Below are 16,239 nucleotides of genomic sequence, written 5' to 3'. Positions count from 1 at the left end.
CGCCTTCGACGATTTCGCCAAATCCGGCGCCGATCGCACCCTCAACCAAAAGCTGATGGGCCTGTGATCGCCACAAGCCCCGCAAACCGAACCCACCGCAAAGGCCAGAACCTTATGAAATTCGCCCAGACCATCGCGGCCGCAACGGCCCTTGGCGCCATGCTCCTGCCGGGCATGGCCGCCGCGCAATCCGCGCAGGACGGCGCCGCCATCTTCAAGCAGCAGTGCCAGATGTGCCACGTCAGCAGCAAGGATGCCAAACCCACGCTTGCCCCCAATCTGTTCGGTGTGGGTGGACGCAAGGCGGCCAGTTCGGGCTTCGCCAGCTACTCGCCGGCGCTGAAAGCTTCGGGTCTGGTGTGGAACAAGGCCAACCTCGACCGCTTCCTCACCGCACCCACCAAGGCCGTGCCCGGCACCCGCATGGTGATCGCGATTCCCGACGCCAAGCGCCGTCAGGCCGTGATCGACTATCTGCAGACCCTCAAATAAGATCGTAAATTGCGCGACTTGCGGCACGGACGAAAGCTCAGCCGCAGTCGTCGCCTCGGCGGCCCGCAAGCTCGGGAAAATCTCTGAAAAACAATGGTGCGCCCGACTGGATTCGAACCAGTGGCCCCAAGCTTAGAAGAATTATTCCATTACTGTTTTCAAACGATTTTCTTTGCAAAATCTTTCCAATATCAGCCCTTAAACTGCCTTTTGTTGGAAGGCTTCTTTGCCTCCCTTGCCGGCTTCTTGACCGGCACCGGCAGCGTGCTGGCGATTGCGGCGGCGGTGATGGTCGGATCGACGGGGCCATAGACCTTGAGCATCATCTCGATCGACTTGGGGGAATGGCCGGTGATGCTGGCGATCTGGTCTGGTGACATGCCGCGCCGGCGCAAGCGCACCACGCGGGTGCGGCGCAGATCGTGCCAGACCAGCTTGAGGATATGCTTGCGGCCTGTCAGCTCGGCCGCCTTGGCCGCCACGCTGGACCAGGCCTTATGGAAGGCGCGGCGCGGGCCTGATCCTGTGCGCACTGTCCCATCTTGGCACAGGTGCCATGGCAGGCCGGTTTCATCGTCCACCAGCACATAGGTTTCAAGGCGCGGCGGCACGGCTGCGCGATCGCGGGCGCGGTTGGTGCGCAGCAAATTCTGTGTCTCGCGCAGGATGCCGGGCTCGAACGGGATCTCCATCAGGGTGGTGCCGTTGCTCTTGCCCTGGGCCATGTCCCAACCCATCACAGTACCGTTCTTGTCACCCATGCGCGCGATCACATTGAGGTCATGGATCTCCAGCTGCGCGAGCTGGGTGTCAGTGAAGTTGATTAGATCCGCCTCGCGCTGGGCGGAGTAGATCGCCAGCTTCATGGCGAAGGCCATGGAGGGCATGTTGAGGTGATAAGCGGCCTTGATAAAGGCGGCCTCGTCATCGGCCTCCCACACGCCCTTGCGCGAGGGCGGCGCGCCCAGGCCGAATTCCGTGGCGGGGTTGCTGCGCTTGGGAATGATATCCTCGCTCTCGGCAAAGGCGAAGATCTGGCGCAGCACCTTCAGCGTGTTGTGCGCGGCCGAGTGGCCGATGCCATCCTCCGGATCCACCAGGGCATTGCGCAGCGCCTTGACGCGGGCGGGTGTAATGTAGCTGATGGGGTGCTTGCCCGCCCAGATCTCCAGGCGTTTGAGCTGCACCTCATAGGTGTCAGCGGTAGATTGCTTGATGTAGCGCTCACCGGTGAGCGGATCGATCCCGTTGACCTTATCCTTGCGGTAGCGCTCGATCAGGGCGGTGAAGGTGCCCGGCATGGTGCGTGGCTTGATCTGGTCGAGGATGTCCGCGCCGCCCTTCCAGCGCTCGACCTGGGCATTGAGGTCATCGGCGCGGCGCATGGCGGCGCCCTGATCCTTGCCCAGCTTCTCGGGTTCGAAGCCGGCCTTGCGCAGCGTGGCGGAGGGTTGCCAGTACCAGCTGGTGACGCCGGCCTTGTTGGTCTTGCCGACCAGGCAGGGGATGGAGATCTTGGCCATCAGCTGCTCCTCGACTGCCTGAAGCGTTCCCAGTAGCCGTCGCGGATAGATCTGCCCAGATCTGTCGCGCGGATCTGCACCCGGGTGAACGTTGAGCCTGGCAACATCCCGCGCGCCTCGCTTGGCTCGCTTTCCTGGAACGTGGTCCAGCCAAGAGCGGGAAGCTTGTGCTGCCAGAATTCGCGGAATGGCACCCATTCGCATTCGGCCTTTCCGAAGCCGACAAATTCCTCCCCGGTATCGCCTCGCCGGGAAACCTGCAGGTTGCCACGGGCGCCAGCAAAAAAGGCGAGAAATGCAACCTGCTCATTCTGCGGGAGCGCATCGAATTGAGTAAGGTCTACCATTGCTCAAGTCTCCTTCCGCTTGCGGGCGATCAGGGTGTTGTGCCTGGGTGGCTTTGTGGCCTGTGCCTCGGTGAGGTTAGCCTTGAATTCGGGGGCGAGGTAGCGATCGAGGATCTTGCACTTCTCGGCATGGAGGCGGAGCGCCTTGGCGGTGTCCTGCAGGAAGCCGATGTGAAGGGAGCGTTCGCCGGCATGCAGGGCGCGCATGGTGCGCTCATTGATGCCGATCGCGCGGGCGGCGGGGCGCTGGCCGCCCAGCAGGGCGACCGCCTCGCGAAAGCGCGCGAGCTGGTTTTCGGGTTCGATGGGTTGGCCCATAGGGCTGGTCCTTTCTGACCTATGGCGCGGCCTGGTGCCGGCGCCGGTGGTGTTTATGGGATCGGTTAGAGGGCGAGGTCAACCGGTGGCGATCCAAAATCGCCACCGGGATCTTGTTAGTCGATGACGGTCCAGTCTTCGGCAAGCGCATCCGTTTGGCTGGCAAGCCATGGAACAACGGTATCCTGCGCAGTCTTCATGTAGATGTGCGCGTGATAGTTGATCTCGGTTCCTTCCTCGTAGATGCCGAGAAGCGGAGGCCGATTGACCTTGAACCGGCTGCCGGGCACGAGGAAAAGGAACATGCCCTTGCCATTCCAGCCCGCGCGGGCGACCCGCAGGCCTTCCTTGAGCGCGTCGAGGGCCTGGCCGAAGGTCATGTCATTGCCGCGATACAAGGGGTTCTTACCGATCCCCACATCCTGCTGGCCACCCTCGTCATAAGTTGCGGCGAAGATATCAGGCTTGCAGGGGTAGATCTCGCCCTGCACGCCCTTGATGATCCAGTCGCCTGGGCGCGCGATGAGGTTGCCCTCAAGGGTCACGATGATGAGGTCTTCGATGAGGTCTTCGTCACCATGGTAGATAGCGCCTTCCTCACCCTCGTTTTTACCGAGGGCGTCCAGGATCCAGTCAGGAGCATGAAATCTGCCATTGAACATAGGGGCTGGCGTATCTTCATCCTCATTTTCGAAACCGTCGAATTGGACGGCCTCGATAACGATGGGTCGTTTGCGAAACTGGGGCATGGTGCCTCCTAAGGTGATGCCGGGAAGCCGCCCGGCGCGGAGCTGTTATGCGCCGTCTTCGCGACGATCGACGGCAGCGCGCAGGCGGCGGACCGCGCTTTCGGTGTCATCGGTGCGCGTAAACTCGCCCACCTCCAGAAGGTGCTGCGCGGCTGAAGCCATTTCATCGCGGTGAAAGATGGCGGCGTGAACATCCCTCGGGAACATGCGTTCGCCATCAGCATCCACAGGCAGGGACGCCGAAACGATGTTCATCAGCGTGCCGCCGAGATCGCCGTCAAACTCCTCGGTTCCATCGCAGGGGGTATAATCAGGATCGCCCAGCTCCTTGGCCAGCAGGTTGACCGCATACTGGATGCCGCTCTCAAAGACGCTGCGCAGTGCATGGTCATATGGCGGCAGATCTCCACAGAAGTTATTCCATGGGCCCAAGGCGCGCGTGGTGGCATGCAGCAGGCCAGCGCTCCAGCCCTGGCGGGCGGCATAGGTGCTTCCGTCCAGGAACAGCCAGTGTAGCGGGTGCTTGGACATGTTCATGCCCTGGGACTTTGCCCAGGCCTCGAAAGCGTTCTGCTCGATGCCGTCGCCGGATGCAGGCCAGATAGGGGCCGATGTCTCGGTGGTCATGCTGATAGCTCCTTCTGCTCTGCAGGGGCGTGGTGGGGGAAGTCGATGCGGGCCTGGTCCAGGGTGATCCAGTGGCGGCGCAGCATGATGTCGCAGAGGTAGGGCGCGGCCTCGTCGAAGCTCTCGCGCTCGGCCGGTGTCTGCTTGGCGGCAAAGGGGCGCGGCCTGGTGCCGTTGCGCGGCTGCCAGTCGACCATCTCATCATAGAGATGCAGCATCTCGGTCAGCCGTTCGATGCGCTGGGCGCTATCGGCCTGGTCGAGCTGGCCCTGTTTGATCCAGTTCGGGTACTGCTTCTCGCGCCGGCGCAGCTCGTCCTGCAGGGCGCGCCAGCGGGTGGCCCACGGGAACGCGCCCTTGTTGGCGATGGGATAGCGGCGCGCATCCTGTGTGAGGTAGGGCGCGCCGCATTGCGCCGGCACATCGCGGGCGGCCTTGGCGATGGCGTCGATCGAGGCGGGGGCGCCTGCAGAGGCGTGATGGCTCTGCAGGAACGCCTGGCGCGCGATCGCCGCGGCTGAATAGCGCTGGCAATCTTCCGCCCAGGCCTGCGCCATCAGGATGCCGTGGTCGGCCTGCTGCTGGGTGAGGTTGCCCTTGCTGACCAGGCGCGGATAATTCTCGCGCCGGGAGGCGAGTTCGCGGGCCAGCTCGGCGGCGATCGCGGCGAAGGGGGGCATCAGAAAGGGTGGTCTTTCCGGATCGATCCTTTGGCGAGATCGGGCCCGGCTTTCAAAACCAAGGAATGGAGCGCCTCTACAGTCTCGGCGGAGATGGTATCCCCCTGTTTGGTGGCGTTTTCGATGATGCGGAGAGTGCGTTCTGCGGCATAGAGTTCTGTCGCGCAGGTGAATGGTTCGCGCCACTCTTCGCGGCGTTCGCTGTTCCATTTGATCAGGGCGCCGACAAGCTCATTTGTCTGGCCTTCATTGAGCGCAAATGACTTGTCGTCTACATGGATAACGATGCGCCCTTTGGCATCTTCGGCAAGCCCGGCGAAGATGTTGTTCTCTGCGCTGTCTTGCCGCGATGTGATGTAAATGTCTTCCATCAGCTGATGCCCAGGGCGGTGAGGTAGACATCCACGATGGCCTCGAACTCGCGGCGCTGTGTGGGGTCCTGCTTGCGGATGGCGATCACGCGGCGCATCGCCTTGGGGTCATAGCCGGTGGCCTTCCCCTCAAGGTAGACATCCTTTATGTCGTCAGAGATGCCCTTCTTCTCATCCTCCAGGCGCTCGATGCGCTCGATCAGAAGGCGCAGGCGATCGTCTGCGGCCATCTCGCTGTTGTGGCCCTCGCCCGGATCTTTCTTGCTCATGGATCTGCCTTGAGGTTGGCGGGGCGGCCGGGGCCGCCCCGCTGGGTGGATCAGGCGGCTTCGGTTTCTGGAGCCGGGGTGGATGCAGGCCCGTTCAACAGGAAGTCGGTGAAGGCGCTGGCGGCGGCCAGGATCTGGTCCGTATCGCCGTTGCGCTCGATGGCGCGCTCCAGGGCGAACTTGCGAACTTCCAGCACCATCCAGGGATCATTGGCGGGGGTGTGCCGGACGCGCGCCAGCTGGGCGCTTGCATCATTGCCGACCTGGCCTGCCTTTTCGTGGTTGGTATCGAGCTGGGCGCAGGGCGCCGGGTTGGCGGGGGTGCCGATCGCCGGGGTGAGATCGCTGGCGGTGCCAGCGGCCGTGCCGGTGCCATCGCCCGTGCTGGCCGAGGTGCCCGGGGTGAAGCCGGTGATCGCGCCAGCTTCGCCGGTGTTGGGCGAGCTGGTCGACGTGCTGCTGTCGGCCGTGCCGGTGCCGGTGGCACCGGTATCCACCGTAGTGCTGGCGCCGGTGGCGTCCGTGCCATCTTCAGGGAGGTTCATGCTTACTTCTCCTTCCAGGCGCCGGGCAGCGGGATGCGCCCGGCGGGGAACTGTGCGGCCGCGCTAGTGCGGCGTGTTGGGGTTGAGCGTGGTTTTGAGGGCGAGCTGGAAATGCTTGATCATCTCCTGCTCGACATGCTCACGCGGGAGGCTGTGATGCTCGACCAGATCCGCGATGATCTGGGCGCAGGCGCAGAGCGTGCCGCCCAGGGTGGCCATGATGGCGGTGGTCATGTCGCTGGGGCGCATCGCCCGCGAGGCGTTGATGTGGGCCAGCATCTGGCAGCGGATCTTCTCGCGCGCCTGCTCGCTGAGCTTTTCGAAATCCTCGTAGGTAGGCGTGGTCATTTGATGATCCAGTGCTGGTTGAGGATCTGTGCCACGTCGCCCGCAACGCTTTCCGGATCTGTGACCAGGTCGCTGACGATCAGGACGGGGAAGGCCATGCTGGTGGGTGAGCGATCATAGATGACCGCCCAGCCCTTGCTGGTGTTGCTGGCGTAGAAGCGCCTGGGGGTGAACAGCCCGGTCATGCGGGCAGATCCCAGCGGGGCAATGGCAGTTGCAGGCAGTCTCCCGGCGAGAGGGTGAAGCTCCGCCCGTCTTTCAGGCGGTAGACGACGCCCTCGGCAGGCTTGCTTGCGTCCTGCTGGATCGCCCTGCCCGAAACCACGGGGCTTTCGGCATTGGCATTCAGGAACGCCACCGCGTTGCTGGACAGGATTTCAGTCATCAGCATCTCCTGTGGTTGGGGTGCCCCGGCCCCGTCTGTGACGGTGACCGGGGCGTGCGACCGGAAGAGCCTTGAGGGCCCCTCGGTTAACTGGTTAGGGAGCTAGAACGCCTCCACGATCATCTTGCCGCCGGCCAGCACGATGGCGGCGATGCCGATGTAGATCAGCCAGGGGCGCTTGCTCATTTGCCCGGCGATCCAGTTGGCGGCGGTGCCCATCATGACCATGGACAGCACCAGGCCGATCACCAGCGCAAAGGCGTGGCCCTTCGCGGCGCCGGCCACGCCAAGGATGTTGTCCAGCGACATGGAGATGTCGGCCAGGATGATGCCGCGCACGGCGGCGAGGAAATTGGTGGGGGCGGCGGTGCCGTCCGGCGCAGCCGCATCTGCCTGCTGCTCTTTCCACAGCTTCCAGGCGATCCAGAACAGCAGCAGGCCGCCGATCAACCCGATGGCGGGGATCAGCATCAGCCAGGCAGCTGTGGCGGTGAAGAAAAGGCGGATCCCGATCGCGGCCGCGATGCCCAGGGCAACGGCCTGGCCGCGCCGATCGGCGGGAAGCCGGGCTGAAAGGGCGCCGATCACCAGCGCATTGTCACCCGCAAGGATGATGTCGATCATGATGACCTGGAGTAGTGCGAAAAGTCCGTCCACGGCGTTTCCCCCGAAGGTTGGCGGGGGCAGAAGCCCCCGCCCGGCGATCAGTCGTTGATGGCCTTGTTGATGAGATCGAGCGGCTGCATGGTCTCGGCCTCGGCGGCGGAAACCGTGTCGACGATGTCGAACTTCGCGGCGGGAAGATTGTCGTCCAGGCGGGCCAGGAACTTCGCGGCGCCGGCATCGTCGCCAATCTGCACAAAGAGGAAGGTCAGCGCCTCGTCCTTGTCCAGGCTGTTGGCAGCATCGACGATCACCTTTTCGACCGGCGGTTCCTGGTCCGGCTCACCATCGGTGAAGATGATGGCAACGGTGTTCTTGCCGCTGGTCTTCTGCTTGGCGACGATCTTGGTGAGGGCGGCTGCCAGAGGCGTACCGCCATTGGGCGAGCGCGTGTTGAACAGATCCTCGACCTTGTCGGCGGTGACGCCTTCATACCAGTCCGTGGATCCGCCGAAGACGACGATATCGATGCCATCCGCGTCGATCTTGTTCAGCGTGTGAGCGATGCCGTAGATCGTCTCCTGCGCTTCTTCCCAGCGGGTCTTGCCCACAAAGCGCTTCGAGGGCTTGCTCATCGAGCCGGACGCATCCAGGCCGATGATGAAGTCAAATTCGCTGGCGGTTTCGGCCGTCAGCGCGAATTGGGGCGTGGTGTCGTTCATGGTAATAACCTCTTGCTGTGATCCGAACAGCGCCGGGAGGCTGTGAGTTGGAAGCTGCGGCTTCCCGGCTTCGGGGTGGATCAGTCCCGATCTGGTGAGGGCGCCGCATCGAGGCGGTCGATGAAGGCCAGCAGGGCGGCGGCCAGCTTGACGGCATAGGTGCGCATCGCGGCGCGGGCGCCCGGGTTGCCGTGGTGGCTGGCGTATTCGCCCAGGCCCTTCGCGTAGCGGCGCACCACGGCGTAGAGATCCGCGATGGGTTGCTGGGCGTCTGCCTGCGGCGTGTGGCCGAATTCGACGATCTGGCGGGCACGCTCCGCCACCACATCGATCACAGCCTGGATCGGGATGGTGGGGGCGATATGCAGAAGGTTGTATTCGTGCGCGCCCGGAGCGACGCTTATCAACGCGACACGGGGATGCACGAGACTGGAGATGGGAGGGAAAGGCCATGCGCCCACCGGGGCGCTCGCTGTCGACCCGGTGGGCGCACCCTCCCCCTGCCCTGCCGGTTCTTCGGAGGCGATCCGGGTGATCTTCCCGGCAGGGTCAGGTGAAGGCGTGGTGGTGTCACGCATCGCTGGGGCCTCCTGGCTGGGGCAATTGCGGGGCTGAAGGTGTGGAGAGTTTGGCCAGCTTGCTGTGCAGATCGCGCTTGCGGGCGCAGGTGGCGTCTTCCAGAGCCATGCGGGCCTTGAGGATCGCGCGGCGGTGGTTGTCATGCACGCGGCGCGCGATCGTCAGGGCGCGCCGGGCCTGCGCGGGGGTGGCGAAGTGGCCGGCGCAGGCGCCGCGCCGGATGTTCACCGTGGTGTCATCCAGGCGGCCATGCAGGGTGGCGCCGCCCTTGCGCAACACCGCCAGCAGCTGGGGCTCGCCATCGGCGCGGTGCGTGGCGATGGTGTAGAACAGCGGGGCGGTCATGCATGCATCTCCGGCTTGCGGGTGCATTCGATGATCAGGGCGGCGGCTACCTCTGCCGTATCGAACCCGATGATCTCTGCGGGGCGCACAAGTTGGCGATGAAGGCAGTCCTCGCTGTAAATCGGCTTTGACCAACGGGGGAAGTTCGCCTCCAGCCAGGCGATATCGGGGCCGAACAGGGCGCAGAGATTGGCTTTGCAGTGATCTTCGGGCGCGAGGGAGATCGCCTGACCGCGCGCATTGGTGTAATGGCAGCGCATAAAGCCATTAGGGCTGACGGACATCCCGACGGCCTTGACGGGGCATCCTGCAGGCAAGGTGCTCAATGCCGCCAATGCAGGCTGCTTGCCCGTCACCCGCGCCTCAATCATGCCCCAGACGGTTTCATATTCGGGCCAGTCGCTTTCGACCGCCACGCATTCGACCGTGGAGACTTCAAGCGCGGCGAGCTGGTCGCGGATCGCCCTTTCCTTGAAGGGCGTGAGGTGCTTGCGCTTGATGACGATGTAGCGGTCTTCCCGGCGGAACAGCGTCGGCTCGGGATAGATGCGATCCACCATGGGCTGGGCGGTGCATTCGCCCGGGGCGTGGTTGCAGCGGGCGCCCCCCATGCAGCGTTTCAGGCCTTTGCCGGTCATGCCGGGATCCTTTCGAAGAGGGCGGCCAGCGCCAGGTGGTAGGCGATGGCGGCGGCGATCAGGGTGAGCGCCAGCAGCGCCAGCACGTCGGCGATGGGCCAGAGGCGGGCGCAGAGCGCATCAAGCGCCGGATCGGTGAGGCGGGGATCAGGCATCGGTCGCCTCCCGGTGGACGCGGGCGCAGTAGGCGCGCAGATAGGCCATCTGGGCCTCGTCCTCTTCGGGCGAGATCGGGTCGCTGTGGCAGCCGTTGAACCATGCGCCCGCCGCGAAGGCGATCGAGATGAACAGCATCGCCAGCAGCAGCGCGGGAATGCCGCCGTGGAGATAGTGATCGTGTGCCCAGCTGGCGGTGTCGCCCGCGCTGCAGGGCATTGCCTTGCACAGGCTGTTGGGGGGCAGGATGCCGATCAGCCAGCTGTTGTGGAACAGGGCGAGGCCGCCGTCGGGCTGGCAGCTGGTGGTGAGGTCAGCCATCGGCCTGCACCTCCGACTGAAAGACGCCGGCGATCGGCACGCCATTCTTGATCGCGATCGCCTGGATACGGCGGTAGCGGGCGTTCATGGCATTGGCCAAAAGCTGCGTACCGATGATCTCGGCGCCCCTGCGGACTTGCGGCGAGGCCTGATCGAAGATCGCTTCGATCGCCTTCACGGCAGCATCGCGCGCCTGATAGCCCAGATCCACGGCTTGCTCCGCGTCCGCGCGCGGAGCGCCCATCATCAGAAGGGTCATGATGATGCTGCTGCGATCATTGGCCTGGCTCATGCCCGCCCTCCCCCGACCAGCTTGAGCCGGCGGGCGTTGCCGTCCATTTCGATGGCGGCGGCGCGGATCGATGCGGCATCGACAGCGGCCTGCGCCGAGGGCGGCATGTAATTGTCCAGCCAGGCGGTGACAGCGGCCACCAGCCAGGTGCTGCGCGTGGTCACCTCGTCGGTGAGCTGGCCGGTGGCCTCGCCCGGGCGGCGCCGGCGCATGCTGGGCAGCGGCTTGGGAAAGCCGCGCTGGGCGATCAGGGCATCGATACGGGCGATAAGCGCGCGCGAGCCCATAAGGGGCAGCCCGAGCGCGCGGGTGATATAGGCAAGGTCACAGGATGGCGCCGGATCGCGCCGGAACGCCTGCTGATGGGAACTGGCCATGGGAAAGCCTCCGTTCGTTGGAACGGGGCATTATTTGTAAGGTTTCGTCTTACACGTCAAGACAGTAAATAAGATTTTTCCGTACAAGCGCCATTAGCGCCCGGGCATCATCCCCTCGACACCTAGGAAAAAGATGTACAACATAGCAAACATTACGGAGCAGAAAATCAAGAGGCCTGGCCACACTGGCACCTGCTCACCCGGCTTGCGGCGAGGCTCTGCAAATTTTTCGTAAATGTGCGTCGCATAGATCGCGATCGCGACCGACAGCAACGCAAGCGTGACCTGGAGAAATAGGGCTGCCGCCCCGTCCATCAGGCGACCGATTTTTTCTCTGGGTGAAGGTCGATGATCTCGCGCGGTTCGGCCACGCGGTTAATCATCTGGCGTTGCGTCGGATCTGCGGCGCGAAAATTGCGGATCAACTCCATCTCTTCGGCGCGGAGGAATTCGTTCTGATCTTCCTCGTTCAGCAGGTCGACCGGTGTGACGCCAAAGGTCTTAGCCAGGCGCCGCATATGGTGCAGCGACAGGCTGATCTTGCCATTCTCCAAATCGCTGATCGTCATCTTGCTGACGCCCACGGCATCAGCAAGCGCCTGCTGGCTGAGATCAGCCCGCTTGCGGTAAAATCGGATGCGATTGGGGGCCTTTTCCATAGGCACGAATTGTAAGACTATGGCTGACATGGCCAATCTCTGATTTCCTTACTAGGCCTTGTCAAGACGTAAGGTTTTGCCTTACATCATGCGCATGGCACAGCACCTATCCGATCATCCGCTGAGGAAATGGCGGAAAGCCAAGGGAATGACGCTGGCGCAGTGCGCACAGCAGATCGGCACCTCTCGTCAGGTGTGGTCCGATTGGGAGCGCGGCTGCCACCGCCCTGGCGCGACCTTCATGCCGCGCATCCGAGACCTTACGGAGGGGGCTGTGTCCGCAGATGACTTTTTCCCCAGCTTCGGTGAGGCCGCATGATGGCCGCCGCATATTATTTTCATAAAGGCGCTCCCGCACCCAAGAATCTGTATTGTCTTGGGAATTCCAAAGAATCCTTTGCGAACGTTTGCGTCAAGGGTGGTCCACACGCACAATCTGACGCGATCTGTTCCGAAATGGGACCAAAGTAATGGGCGACCATTACGCTGATCAACGTGAGGCTTTATGGGATGCTCGGCAGGCGGAGCGGGCGCGTGTTCATGCATCCACGCCCTCACAGCCCCTCGGTTACTCGCCCTCGGACGATCTGCGCGTGCGCACTGGCGGCGGGTGGGTTGATGTCTTCGCCGGAGGTCGGAAGGCCCTTTCCCTGACCAAGGGCGACGCGATCGCGCTGGCCCATGCCTTGATCCGGGCCGCCACCTAGATGGGCGCGGGGGGCATGCTCACAGTCGCGGATATCGCTGAAAAGCTGAACGAGCTGGCGCCCCAGCTGGCGCCCGAGCTGCTGCCCAACGGGCGCTATTCCGACAAGCGCACCCGCTGGATGTTCAGCGGCATTGATGACACCGGGCGCAGCGAAAGCGCGTGGGTCCATCTGACGGGCGACAAGATCGGCCGCTGGTGCGACATGGGCAATGCCCGGGCGGGTGAAGAGCGGGGCGATATGATCGACCTGCTGCGCCTGAAAGGCGGCTTTCGCGACCAGGGCGCGGCGGTGGCTCGGGCGAAAGAGATCCTTGGGATCGAGGATACGTTCAAGGGCCGCCCGCGCGAGCTGACGCAGGTGGAGCGCCAGCAGCTGGCCGATGAAGCCCGGGCGCGGCGCGAAAGCCGCGAGGCGAAGGCGCAGCAAGAGCTGATCGAAGAAGCGAGGAAAGCCAAGCGGCTCTATCTGCAGGGCGGCCCGATCGAGCGCGGGCCGGTGGAGTTCTATCTGCGCGGCCGCGACATCACGCCCGGGCCCGCGCGCGCCTGGCCGCGTGGGCTGCGCTTTCATCCCGCCATCTATTGTGCGGCCACCAATGACAAGCGCCCGGCGATGCTGGCGCCGATCTATCGCGCCGATGGCATGCAGATCGGCACGCACCGCACCTATCTGGACGAGGTGCGCGGCCAGTGGGTGAAGCTGGGCGTGGAAAAGCCCAAAAAGGTGCTGGGCAAGTTCTGGGGCGGGTTCATCCCGATCCACAAGGGCGCCAGCGGCAAGAGCATGAGCCAGGCGGCCGAGGGTGAGCCGGTCTATGCCTGCGAAGGGATCGAGGATGCGCTGGTGGTGCGGATGATGCGCCCGGTGTTCCGGATCATCACCACCGTCTCTCTGGGCAATATCGGCGCCGTGCTGTTGCCGCACACCGTGCGCGAGCTGGTGATCTGTGCCGACCGCGACGTGAAGCCGGCGGCGATGGAAGCGCTGCAGCGCTCGATCAGCCAGCAGCAGGCGCGCGGGCTGGAGGTGAAGCATGTGATGCCGCCCGAGGGGATCAAGGATTTCAACGATTGGTGGCGCGCCATCAGGGCGGCCGGGGAGATGGCGGCATGACAGATGCGATGGCTGCAGCCCTGAAATGGATGCGCCAGCATGGCAGCGATGTTGCCGTGGCCCGGGTCAAGGGCGGGGGGCGCGTCTTCATGTCGCAAGGCGATTATGCGCCCTTCCTGCCCGCCACGGCCAAGCGGCTGATCGATGCGGGCCTGGCTGAGTATGTCGATCTGAACGGCAAGAAATCTGTCCGTTTCCGGCTGACGGCAGCGGGTATTGCGGCATGAGCGCGGGATCCTTCTTTCGCGCCAGCGTAAGGCGGGCGCGCGGCCTGGCCCCGGTGTGGGTGGGGCCGCGCCTGTTGCGTCCCGATGTGGAGCATGTGGGGTCGGATCTGGTCCTGAATTTGGATATTCTGTCGGGCTGGCCGGATGCGCCGGCGCCGACGATCGAGGATTGCACCGGGGGAACGCCTCCCCTGTCCGGTACTCCGGTGCAAGCTCCCACCGGCGCTCCATTCGCCGGTGGGGGCGATAGTTTTGCCGGGGATCTGCACACAGCCCGCGATGGCATGGGCTGCGAAGCGTTGGCACCGGAAGGAACAAGCGGGGCCCGGCAGGAAGATGGTCCCCCCGCGAATGCCAGCGAAAGCCATATCGAGATCCACGCGAAAGCATCTGTTGAGGCCGTGGTGGCGCATATGAGGGAAGCCACGGAAGAGGGTGTGAGTAGGCTCGCCGCGCGGCGGAGCGCGGCTGCAACGTCTGAGATCATGGACGTGACAGCCGGAGAGACGGCGCCGGAACAAGATGGCCGGATGACCTCGGCTCCGTCCAAGACAGCCAATAAAGGTCCACGGACGGGCCTGCAGCTGGCGCAGAGAGACCAGACGCGTGAACGCCCTCGCGATACAGGCGGCGTGACAGCCGGAGAGACGGCCCCCCTTCCCCGCCGCCGGGCGCCCAGCCTTGGCCTGATCGATCTGCGCCTGGTGCCATCCGAAATGGATCTGCGCGCCCAGCAGCAGCTCGACATTGTGCGCGCCAAGGTGGCGCCCCGGCCCCCGCGCCCCGGCATGACCACGTGCCGCTGTTCAGATGGATTTCTTGTGCCCGACACTTTTGGCCGTGACTGCATCGAGCCCCGCTGCCCCCTGAAGGGCGCCAAGGCGGGGGCACGCTGATGGCATCAAACCCGATCGCCGCGGCTCTGGACAATCCCACCGCCGCATCGCCCCAGGTGGAGAATGGCGCCGCGCAGGAGCGCGACAAGGGCAAGCGCCCCGCCTTCCCTGACGGTTGCCCTGTCACCCCGCTGGGCGTGGACAACAACATTTCCGGCCAGCAGAAGTGCTATTATCTGGACTGGAACGGGCAGCTGAACGGGCTGGAGGCGAACAACCGCCACGGCAAGCTGGGGCTGATCGCCATGTTCGGCCCCACCTCCAACTGGCTGGAAGAGAATTTCCCGCAATGGTCGGCCCCGGTCTATGAGGGGCGCGGCAAGGAACGCACGCTGGTGAAGCCCAGCGAGATCGTGGGCTTCGACCAGGCCGAGGCGGCGCGCGCGCTGATCGAGGAATGCGCGCGCAAGGGCGTGTTCGATCCTGCCGGGCGGATGCGCGGGCGCGGGGCGCATAATCTGGGCGATGGGATCGGCCTGGCGCTCCATTGCGGCAAGCAGGTGCTGGTGAGCAGCCTGAAAGCCGATGGCACCATCAAGGATTGGGTCTGGCTGGATCCGGGCGAGATCGATGGCAACGTCTATGTGGCCGGCGCTGCGGTGCCGATGCCCTGGCATACATCGGTGGGCACGAAGCCGGCCGAGGATCTGCTGAAGCATATCCGGACCTGGAATTTCGTGCGGCCTGTGCTGGATCCGCGCTTTCTGCTGGGCGCGATCGGCGCCAGCCTGATCGGGGGCGCCCTGCCCTGGCGCCCGAACATCTGGATCACGGGCGGCCGTGGCACCGGCAAGTCCAGCCTGAACGGCAAGAAGGGCCTGCTGCATCGGCTGATGGGCGATGGTTGCGTGCGCAGCGGCAATGCCTCTGCAGCGGGCATTCGCCAGAAGATGCAGAACGCCACCTTGCCGGTGATGTTCGACGAGCTGGAGAGTGACAATCGCTACGCGCGCGACGTGATCGAGCTGGCGCGCGTGTCGTCCAGCGGTGACGATCTGACGCGCGGCGGTGGTGACCACAAGGCGCATGAGTTCACGCTGGCCAGCCTGTTCTGGTTCAGCTCCATTCTGGTGCCGCCGATGGAACCGGCGGATCTTTCGCGCCTGGCGCTGCTGCAGGTGCGCAAGCTGCGTCCGGGCGGTGATATGCTGGACCTAGACAGCATGAATTTGCCTCGCCTGGGCCGCATGATGATGCGCCGCATGATCGATGGCTGGCACCGGTTGCGGCCCACGAAGCGCAAGTTTCACCTGGCCCTGGCCGCCTGCGGCCATGACAGCCGCGCCTGCGACCAGTTCGGCACGCTGCTGGCCTGTGCGGATCTGCTGATCAATGATTGGCAGACCAAGGATGGTCTGCCCGATGACGAGGAAGTGGCGCATTGGGCGCAGCTCTGCCACCCTGAGGGGTTGATGGAGGTGAACGAGGAAACTGCCGATGAGCAGGCCTGCATCAACCTGCTGACCACCACCATGGTGCAGTCGCGCGGGGGTGACGAGCGTGAGGCGCTGTCGTCCTGGATGCGCGAGGCCTTGCACCGCGATGAAAAGGTGGCTGGCCTGGCGCAGAAGAAGCTGGGGCAGATCGGCCTGCGCATCGTGAATGCGCGGCTCAACAAGAGCGAGGATGGCAAGCCGCCTCGGTGGGGAAGCGTGCAATATCTGCCCACGCTCCCGGCCTATCTGGCGGTTGCGAATACTCACCAGGCGCTGAACGGTTACTTCAAGGAAAGCAAGTGGGCCAAGGGTGTCTGGAAACAGACGCTGGGGCGCTTCGATGGCGCTCACGTTGGGGTGACCTGCAAGATGGCCGGAGCCGCGCAGAGGTGCGTCCTGGTGCCCCTGTATCACATTCTGGACGAAACCGAGCTGGAGGACATGAGCAAGCCTGGCGCGATGGCCAAGTGGATTGCCGAGGAAACGGAAAGGGCCGAGGCGTGATCGCCCC

28 protein-coding genes are annotated in these 16,239 nt (G+C 64.2%); 6 read left to right on the top strand and 22 right to left on the bottom strand.

Going from position 1 to position 16,239, the window contains the following annotated elements; genetic code table 11:
- Nucleotides 1-114 precede the first annotated feature (114 nt).
- Nucleotides 115-492, top strand: a complete 378-nt coding sequence (locus SR3_RS22630; RefSeq protein WP_068090973.1) for a c-type cytochrome — start codon at nt 115-117, stop codon at nt 490-492.
- A gap of 191 nt (nt 493-683) precedes the next feature.
- On the opposite strand, the gene SR3_RS22625 is transcribed toward SR3_RS22630, so the two are convergent.
- The 22 genes from SR3_RS22625 to SR3_RS22520 form a co-directional block, all read right to left on the bottom strand.
- A complete protein-coding gene (locus SR3_RS22625) occupies nt 684-2,015 on the bottom strand; it encodes a hypothetical protein (RefSeq protein WP_068090971.1) in 1,332 nt (443 codons plus the stop codon).
- On the bottom strand, nt 2,015-2,362 hold the full coding sequence (locus SR3_RS22620; protein WP_068090969.1) for a hypothetical protein: 348 nt from the start codon (nt 2,360-2,362) through the stop codon (nt 2,015-2,017). The genes SR3_RS22625 and SR3_RS22620 overlap by 1 nt, the downstream gene beginning before the upstream one ends.
- A 3-nt stretch (nt 2,363-2,365) precedes the next feature.
- On the bottom strand, nt 2,366-2,680 hold the full coding sequence (locus SR3_RS22615; protein ID WP_068090967.1) for a hypothetical protein: 315 nt from the start codon (nt 2,678-2,680) through the stop codon (nt 2,366-2,368).
- A gap of 116 nt (nt 2,681-2,796) precedes the next feature.
- The gene (locus tag SR3_RS32490; RefSeq protein ID WP_245654058.1) at nt 2,797-3,429 is read right to left on the bottom strand and encodes a DUF2829 domain-containing protein; all 633 of its coding nucleotides are present in this window, start codon (nt 3,427-3,429) and stop codon (nt 2,797-2,799) included.
- 45 nt (nt 3,430-3,474) lie between these two features.
- Nucleotides 3,475-4,056, bottom strand: coding sequence for a hypothetical protein (locus SR3_RS22605; protein WP_068090965.1), 582 nt, complete (start codon nt 4,054-4,056; stop codon nt 3,475-3,477).
- The gene (locus tag SR3_RS31530; protein WP_068090964.1) at nt 4,053-4,736 is read right to left on the bottom strand and encodes a hypothetical protein; all 684 of its coding nucleotides are present in this window, start codon (nt 4,734-4,736) and stop codon (nt 4,053-4,055) included. Before SR3_RS31530 ends, SR3_RS22605 begins: the two co-directional genes overlap by 4 nt.
- Entirely contained in the window at nt 4,736-5,107 is a 372-nt protein-coding gene (locus SR3_RS22595; RefSeq protein WP_068090961.1) for a hypothetical protein, read from the bottom strand. Before SR3_RS22595 ends, SR3_RS31530 begins: the two co-directional genes overlap by 1 nt.
- Complete coding sequence (locus SR3_RS22590) at nt 5,107-5,376, bottom strand: DUF2312 domain-containing protein (RefSeq protein WP_245654057.1); 270 nt, start codon at nt 5,374-5,376, stop codon at nt 5,107-5,109. The genes SR3_RS22595 and SR3_RS22590 overlap by 1 nt, the downstream gene beginning before the upstream one ends.
- A 50-nt stretch (nt 5,377-5,426) precedes the next feature.
- Complete coding sequence (locus SR3_RS22585) at nt 5,427-5,921, bottom strand: hypothetical protein (protein WP_068090959.1); 495 nt, start codon at nt 5,919-5,921, stop codon at nt 5,427-5,429.
- 63 nt (nt 5,922-5,984) lie between these two features.
- Entirely contained in the window at nt 5,985-6,269 is a 285-nt protein-coding gene (locus SR3_RS22580; RefSeq protein WP_068090957.1) for a hypothetical protein, read from the bottom strand.
- The gene (locus SR3_RS22575) at nt 6,266-6,454 is read right to left on the bottom strand and encodes a hypothetical protein (RefSeq protein WP_068090955.1); all 189 of its coding nucleotides are present in this window, start codon (nt 6,452-6,454) and stop codon (nt 6,266-6,268) included. Before SR3_RS22575 ends, SR3_RS22580 begins: the two co-directional genes overlap by 4 nt.
- Nucleotides 6,451-6,654, bottom strand: coding sequence for a hypothetical protein (locus tag SR3_RS22570; RefSeq protein WP_157099047.1), 204 nt, complete (start codon nt 6,652-6,654; stop codon nt 6,451-6,453). Before SR3_RS22570 ends, SR3_RS22575 begins: the two co-directional genes overlap by 4 nt.
- A 102-nt stretch (nt 6,655-6,756) precedes the next feature.
- Nucleotides 6,757-7,311 carry a YjbE family putative metal transport protein gene (locus SR3_RS22565; RefSeq protein WP_157099046.1) on the bottom strand — a complete coding sequence of 185 codons (555 nt, stop codon included), beginning with the start codon at nt 7,309-7,311 and terminating at the stop codon, nt 6,757-6,759.
- Between the two features lie 47 nt (nt 7,312-7,358).
- Nucleotides 7,359-7,979, bottom strand: a complete 621-nt coding sequence (locus SR3_RS22560) for a VWA domain-containing protein (protein WP_068090950.1) — start codon at nt 7,977-7,979, stop codon at nt 7,359-7,361.
- 80 nt (nt 7,980-8,059) lie between these two features.
- Complete coding sequence (locus SR3_RS22555; RefSeq protein ID WP_068090947.1) at nt 8,060-8,557, bottom strand: hypothetical protein; 498 nt, start codon at nt 8,555-8,557, stop codon at nt 8,060-8,062.
- A complete protein-coding gene (locus SR3_RS22550; RefSeq protein WP_068090945.1) occupies nt 8,550-8,903 on the bottom strand; it encodes a hypothetical protein in 354 nt (117 codons plus the stop codon). The genes SR3_RS22555 and SR3_RS22550 overlap by 8 nt, the downstream gene beginning before the upstream one ends.
- Nucleotides 8,900-9,541, bottom strand: a complete 642-nt coding sequence (locus SR3_RS22545; protein ID WP_068090942.1) for a hypothetical protein — start codon at nt 9,539-9,541, stop codon at nt 8,900-8,902. The genes SR3_RS22550 and SR3_RS22545 overlap by 4 nt, the downstream gene beginning before the upstream one ends.
- Nucleotides 9,538-9,696, bottom strand: coding sequence for a hypothetical protein (locus SR3_RS31525; protein ID WP_157099045.1), 159 nt, complete (start codon nt 9,694-9,696; stop codon nt 9,538-9,540). Before SR3_RS31525 ends, SR3_RS22545 begins: the two co-directional genes overlap by 4 nt.
- Nucleotides 9,689-10,018 (bottom strand): hypothetical protein, encoded by a 330-nt coding sequence (locus SR3_RS22540; RefSeq protein WP_068090940.1) that lies wholly within the window; start codon nt 10,016-10,018, stop codon nt 9,689-9,691. Before SR3_RS22540 ends, SR3_RS31525 begins: the two co-directional genes overlap by 8 nt.
- On the bottom strand, nt 10,011-10,310 hold the full coding sequence (locus SR3_RS22535) for a hypothetical protein (RefSeq protein WP_068090938.1): 300 nt from the start codon (nt 10,308-10,310) through the stop codon (nt 10,011-10,013). Before SR3_RS22535 ends, SR3_RS22540 begins: the two co-directional genes overlap by 8 nt.
- On the bottom strand, nt 10,307-10,687 hold the full coding sequence (locus SR3_RS22530; protein WP_068090936.1) for a hypothetical protein: 381 nt from the start codon (nt 10,685-10,687) through the stop codon (nt 10,307-10,309). The genes SR3_RS22535 and SR3_RS22530 overlap by 4 nt, the downstream gene beginning before the upstream one ends.
- Before the next feature lie 314 nt (nt 10,688-11,001).
- Nucleotides 11,002-11,376: a helix-turn-helix transcriptional regulator gene (locus SR3_RS22520; RefSeq protein WP_245654059.1), complete on the bottom strand. Its 375-nt coding sequence runs from the start codon at nt 11,374-11,376 to the stop codon at nt 11,002-11,004.
- A gap of 58 nt (nt 11,377-11,434) precedes the next feature.
- Between SR3_RS22520 and SR3_RS32845 the strand changes: the two genes are divergently transcribed.
- From SR3_RS32845 to SR3_RS22490, 5 genes are all read left to right on the top strand, one after another.
- Nucleotides 11,435-11,665 carry a helix-turn-helix domain-containing protein gene (locus tag SR3_RS32845; protein WP_157099044.1) on the top strand — a complete coding sequence of 77 codons (231 nt, stop codon included), beginning with the start codon at nt 11,435-11,437 and terminating at the stop codon, nt 11,663-11,665.
- Between the two features lie 403 nt (nt 11,666-12,068).
- Nucleotides 12,069-13,169: a DUF7146 domain-containing protein gene (locus SR3_RS22505; protein ID WP_169805694.1), complete on the top strand. Its 1,101-nt coding sequence runs from the start codon at nt 12,069-12,071 to the stop codon at nt 13,167-13,169.
- On the top strand, nt 13,166-13,396 hold the full coding sequence (locus SR3_RS22500; RefSeq protein ID WP_157099043.1) for a hypothetical protein: 231 nt from the start codon (nt 13,166-13,168) through the stop codon (nt 13,394-13,396). Before SR3_RS22505 ends, SR3_RS22500 begins: the two co-directional genes overlap by 4 nt.
- The gene (locus SR3_RS22495; RefSeq protein ID WP_068090923.1) at nt 13,393-14,292 is read left to right on the top strand and encodes a hypothetical protein; all 900 of its coding nucleotides are present in this window, start codon (nt 13,393-13,395) and stop codon (nt 14,290-14,292) included. The genes SR3_RS22500 and SR3_RS22495 overlap by 4 nt, the downstream gene beginning before the upstream one ends.
- Nucleotides 14,292-16,232, top strand: a complete 1,941-nt coding sequence (locus SR3_RS22490; RefSeq protein ID WP_068090921.1) for a hypothetical protein — start codon at nt 14,292-14,294, stop codon at nt 16,230-16,232. The genes SR3_RS22495 and SR3_RS22490 overlap by 1 nt, the downstream gene beginning before the upstream one ends.
- The last annotated feature ends 7 nt before the right edge of the window (nt 16,233-16,239 follow it).

The sequence above is a fragment of the Novosphingobium rosa NBRC 15208 genome (genome assembly GCF_001598555.1).
Lineage (GTDB): Bacteria > Pseudomonadota > Alphaproteobacteria > Sphingomonadales > Sphingomonadaceae > Novosphingobium > Novosphingobium rosa.
The sequence above is the reverse complement of the archived record's forward strand: the minus strand, read 5'-3'. Positions and strand labels throughout refer to the sequence as shown.

Excerpts from the sequence above, each read along its gene's own strand:
- SR3_RS22630 (WP_068090973.1), top strand. The coding sequence starts at position 115 with ATGAAATTCGCCCAGACCATCGCGGCCGCAACGGCCCTTGGCGCCATG.
- SR3_RS22625 (WP_068090971.1), bottom strand. The coding sequence starts at position 2,015 with ATGGCCAAGATCTCCATCCCCTGCCTGGTCGGCAAGACCAACAAGGCC.
- SR3_RS22620 (WP_068090969.1), bottom strand. The coding sequence starts at position 2,362 with ATGGTAGACCTTACTCAATTCGATGCGCTCCCGCAGAATGAGCAGGTT.
- SR3_RS22615 (WP_068090967.1), bottom strand. The coding sequence starts at position 2,680 with ATGGGCCAACCCATCGAACCCGAAAACCAGCTCGCGCGCTTTCGCGAG.
- SR3_RS32490 (WP_245654058.1), bottom strand. The coding sequence starts at position 3,429 with ATGCCCCAGTTTCGCAAACGACCCATCGTTATCGAGGCCGTCCAATTC.
- SR3_RS22605 (WP_068090965.1), bottom strand. The coding sequence starts at position 4,056 with ATGACCACCGAGACATCGGCCCCTATCTGGCCTGCATCCGGCGACGGC.
- SR3_RS31530 (WP_068090964.1), bottom strand. The coding sequence starts at position 4,736 with ATGCCCCCCTTCGCCGCGATCGCCGCCGAGCTGGCCCGCGAACTCGCC.
- SR3_RS22595 (WP_068090961.1), bottom strand. The coding sequence starts at position 5,107 with ATGGAAGACATTTACATCACATCGCGGCAAGACAGCGCAGAGAACAAC.
- SR3_RS22590 (WP_245654057.1), bottom strand. The coding sequence starts at position 5,376 with ATGAGCAAGAAAGATCCGGGCGAGGGCCACAACAGCGAGATGGCCGCA.
- SR3_RS22585 (WP_068090959.1), bottom strand. The coding sequence starts at position 5,921 with ATGAACCTCCCTGAAGATGGCACGGACGCCACCGGCGCCAGCACTACG.
- SR3_RS22580 (WP_068090957.1), bottom strand. The coding sequence starts at position 6,269 with ATGACCACGCCTACCTACGAGGATTTCGAAAAGCTCAGCGAGCAGGCG.
- SR3_RS22575 (WP_068090955.1), bottom strand. The coding sequence starts at position 6,454 with ATGACCGGGCTGTTCACCCCCAGGCGCTTCTACGCCAGCAACACCAGC.
- SR3_RS22570 (WP_157099047.1), bottom strand. The coding sequence starts at position 6,654 with ATGACTGAAATCCTGTCCAGCAACGCGGTGGCGTTCCTGAATGCCAAT.
- SR3_RS22560 (WP_068090950.1), bottom strand. The coding sequence starts at position 7,979 with ATGAACGACACCACGCCCCAATTCGCGCTGACGGCCGAAACCGCCAGC.
- SR3_RS22555 (WP_068090947.1), bottom strand. The coding sequence starts at position 8,557 with ATGCGTGACACCACCACGCCTTCACCTGACCCTGCCGGGAAGATCACC.
- SR3_RS22550 (WP_068090945.1), bottom strand. The coding sequence starts at position 8,903 with ATGACCGCCCCGCTGTTCTACACCATCGCCACGCACCGCGCCGATGGC.
- SR3_RS22545 (WP_068090942.1), bottom strand. The coding sequence starts at position 9,541 with ATGACCGGCAAAGGCCTGAAACGCTGCATGGGGGGCGCCCGCTGCAAC.
- SR3_RS31525 (WP_157099045.1), bottom strand. The coding sequence starts at position 9,696 with ATGCCTGATCCCCGCCTCACCGATCCGGCGCTTGATGCGCTCTGCGCC.
- SR3_RS22540 (WP_068090940.1), bottom strand. The coding sequence starts at position 10,018 with ATGGCTGACCTCACCACCAGCTGCCAGCCCGACGGCGGCCTCGCCCTG.
- SR3_RS22535 (WP_068090938.1), bottom strand. The coding sequence starts at position 10,310 with ATGAGCCAGGCCAATGATCGCAGCAGCATCATCATGACCCTTCTGATG.
- SR3_RS22530 (WP_068090936.1), bottom strand. The coding sequence starts at position 10,687 with ATGGCCAGTTCCCATCAGCAGGCGTTCCGGCGCGATCCGGCGCCATCC.
- SR3_RS22520 (WP_245654059.1), bottom strand. The coding sequence starts at position 11,376 with ATGTCAGCCATAGTCTTACAATTCGTGCCTATGGAAAAGGCCCCCAAT.
- SR3_RS32845 (WP_157099044.1), top strand. The coding sequence starts at position 11,435 with ATGCGCATGGCACAGCACCTATCCGATCATCCGCTGAGGAAATGGCGG.
- SR3_RS22505 (WP_169805694.1), top strand. The coding sequence starts at position 12,069 with ATGCTCACAGTCGCGGATATCGCTGAAAAGCTGAACGAGCTGGCGCCC.
- SR3_RS22500 (WP_157099043.1), top strand. The coding sequence starts at position 13,166 with ATGACAGATGCGATGGCTGCAGCCCTGAAATGGATGCGCCAGCATGGC.
- SR3_RS22495 (WP_068090923.1), top strand. The coding sequence starts at position 13,393 with ATGAGCGCGGGATCCTTCTTTCGCGCCAGCGTAAGGCGGGCGCGCGGC.
- SR3_RS22490 (WP_068090921.1), top strand. The coding sequence starts at position 14,292 with ATGGCATCAAACCCGATCGCCGCGGCTCTGGACAATCCCACCGCCGCA.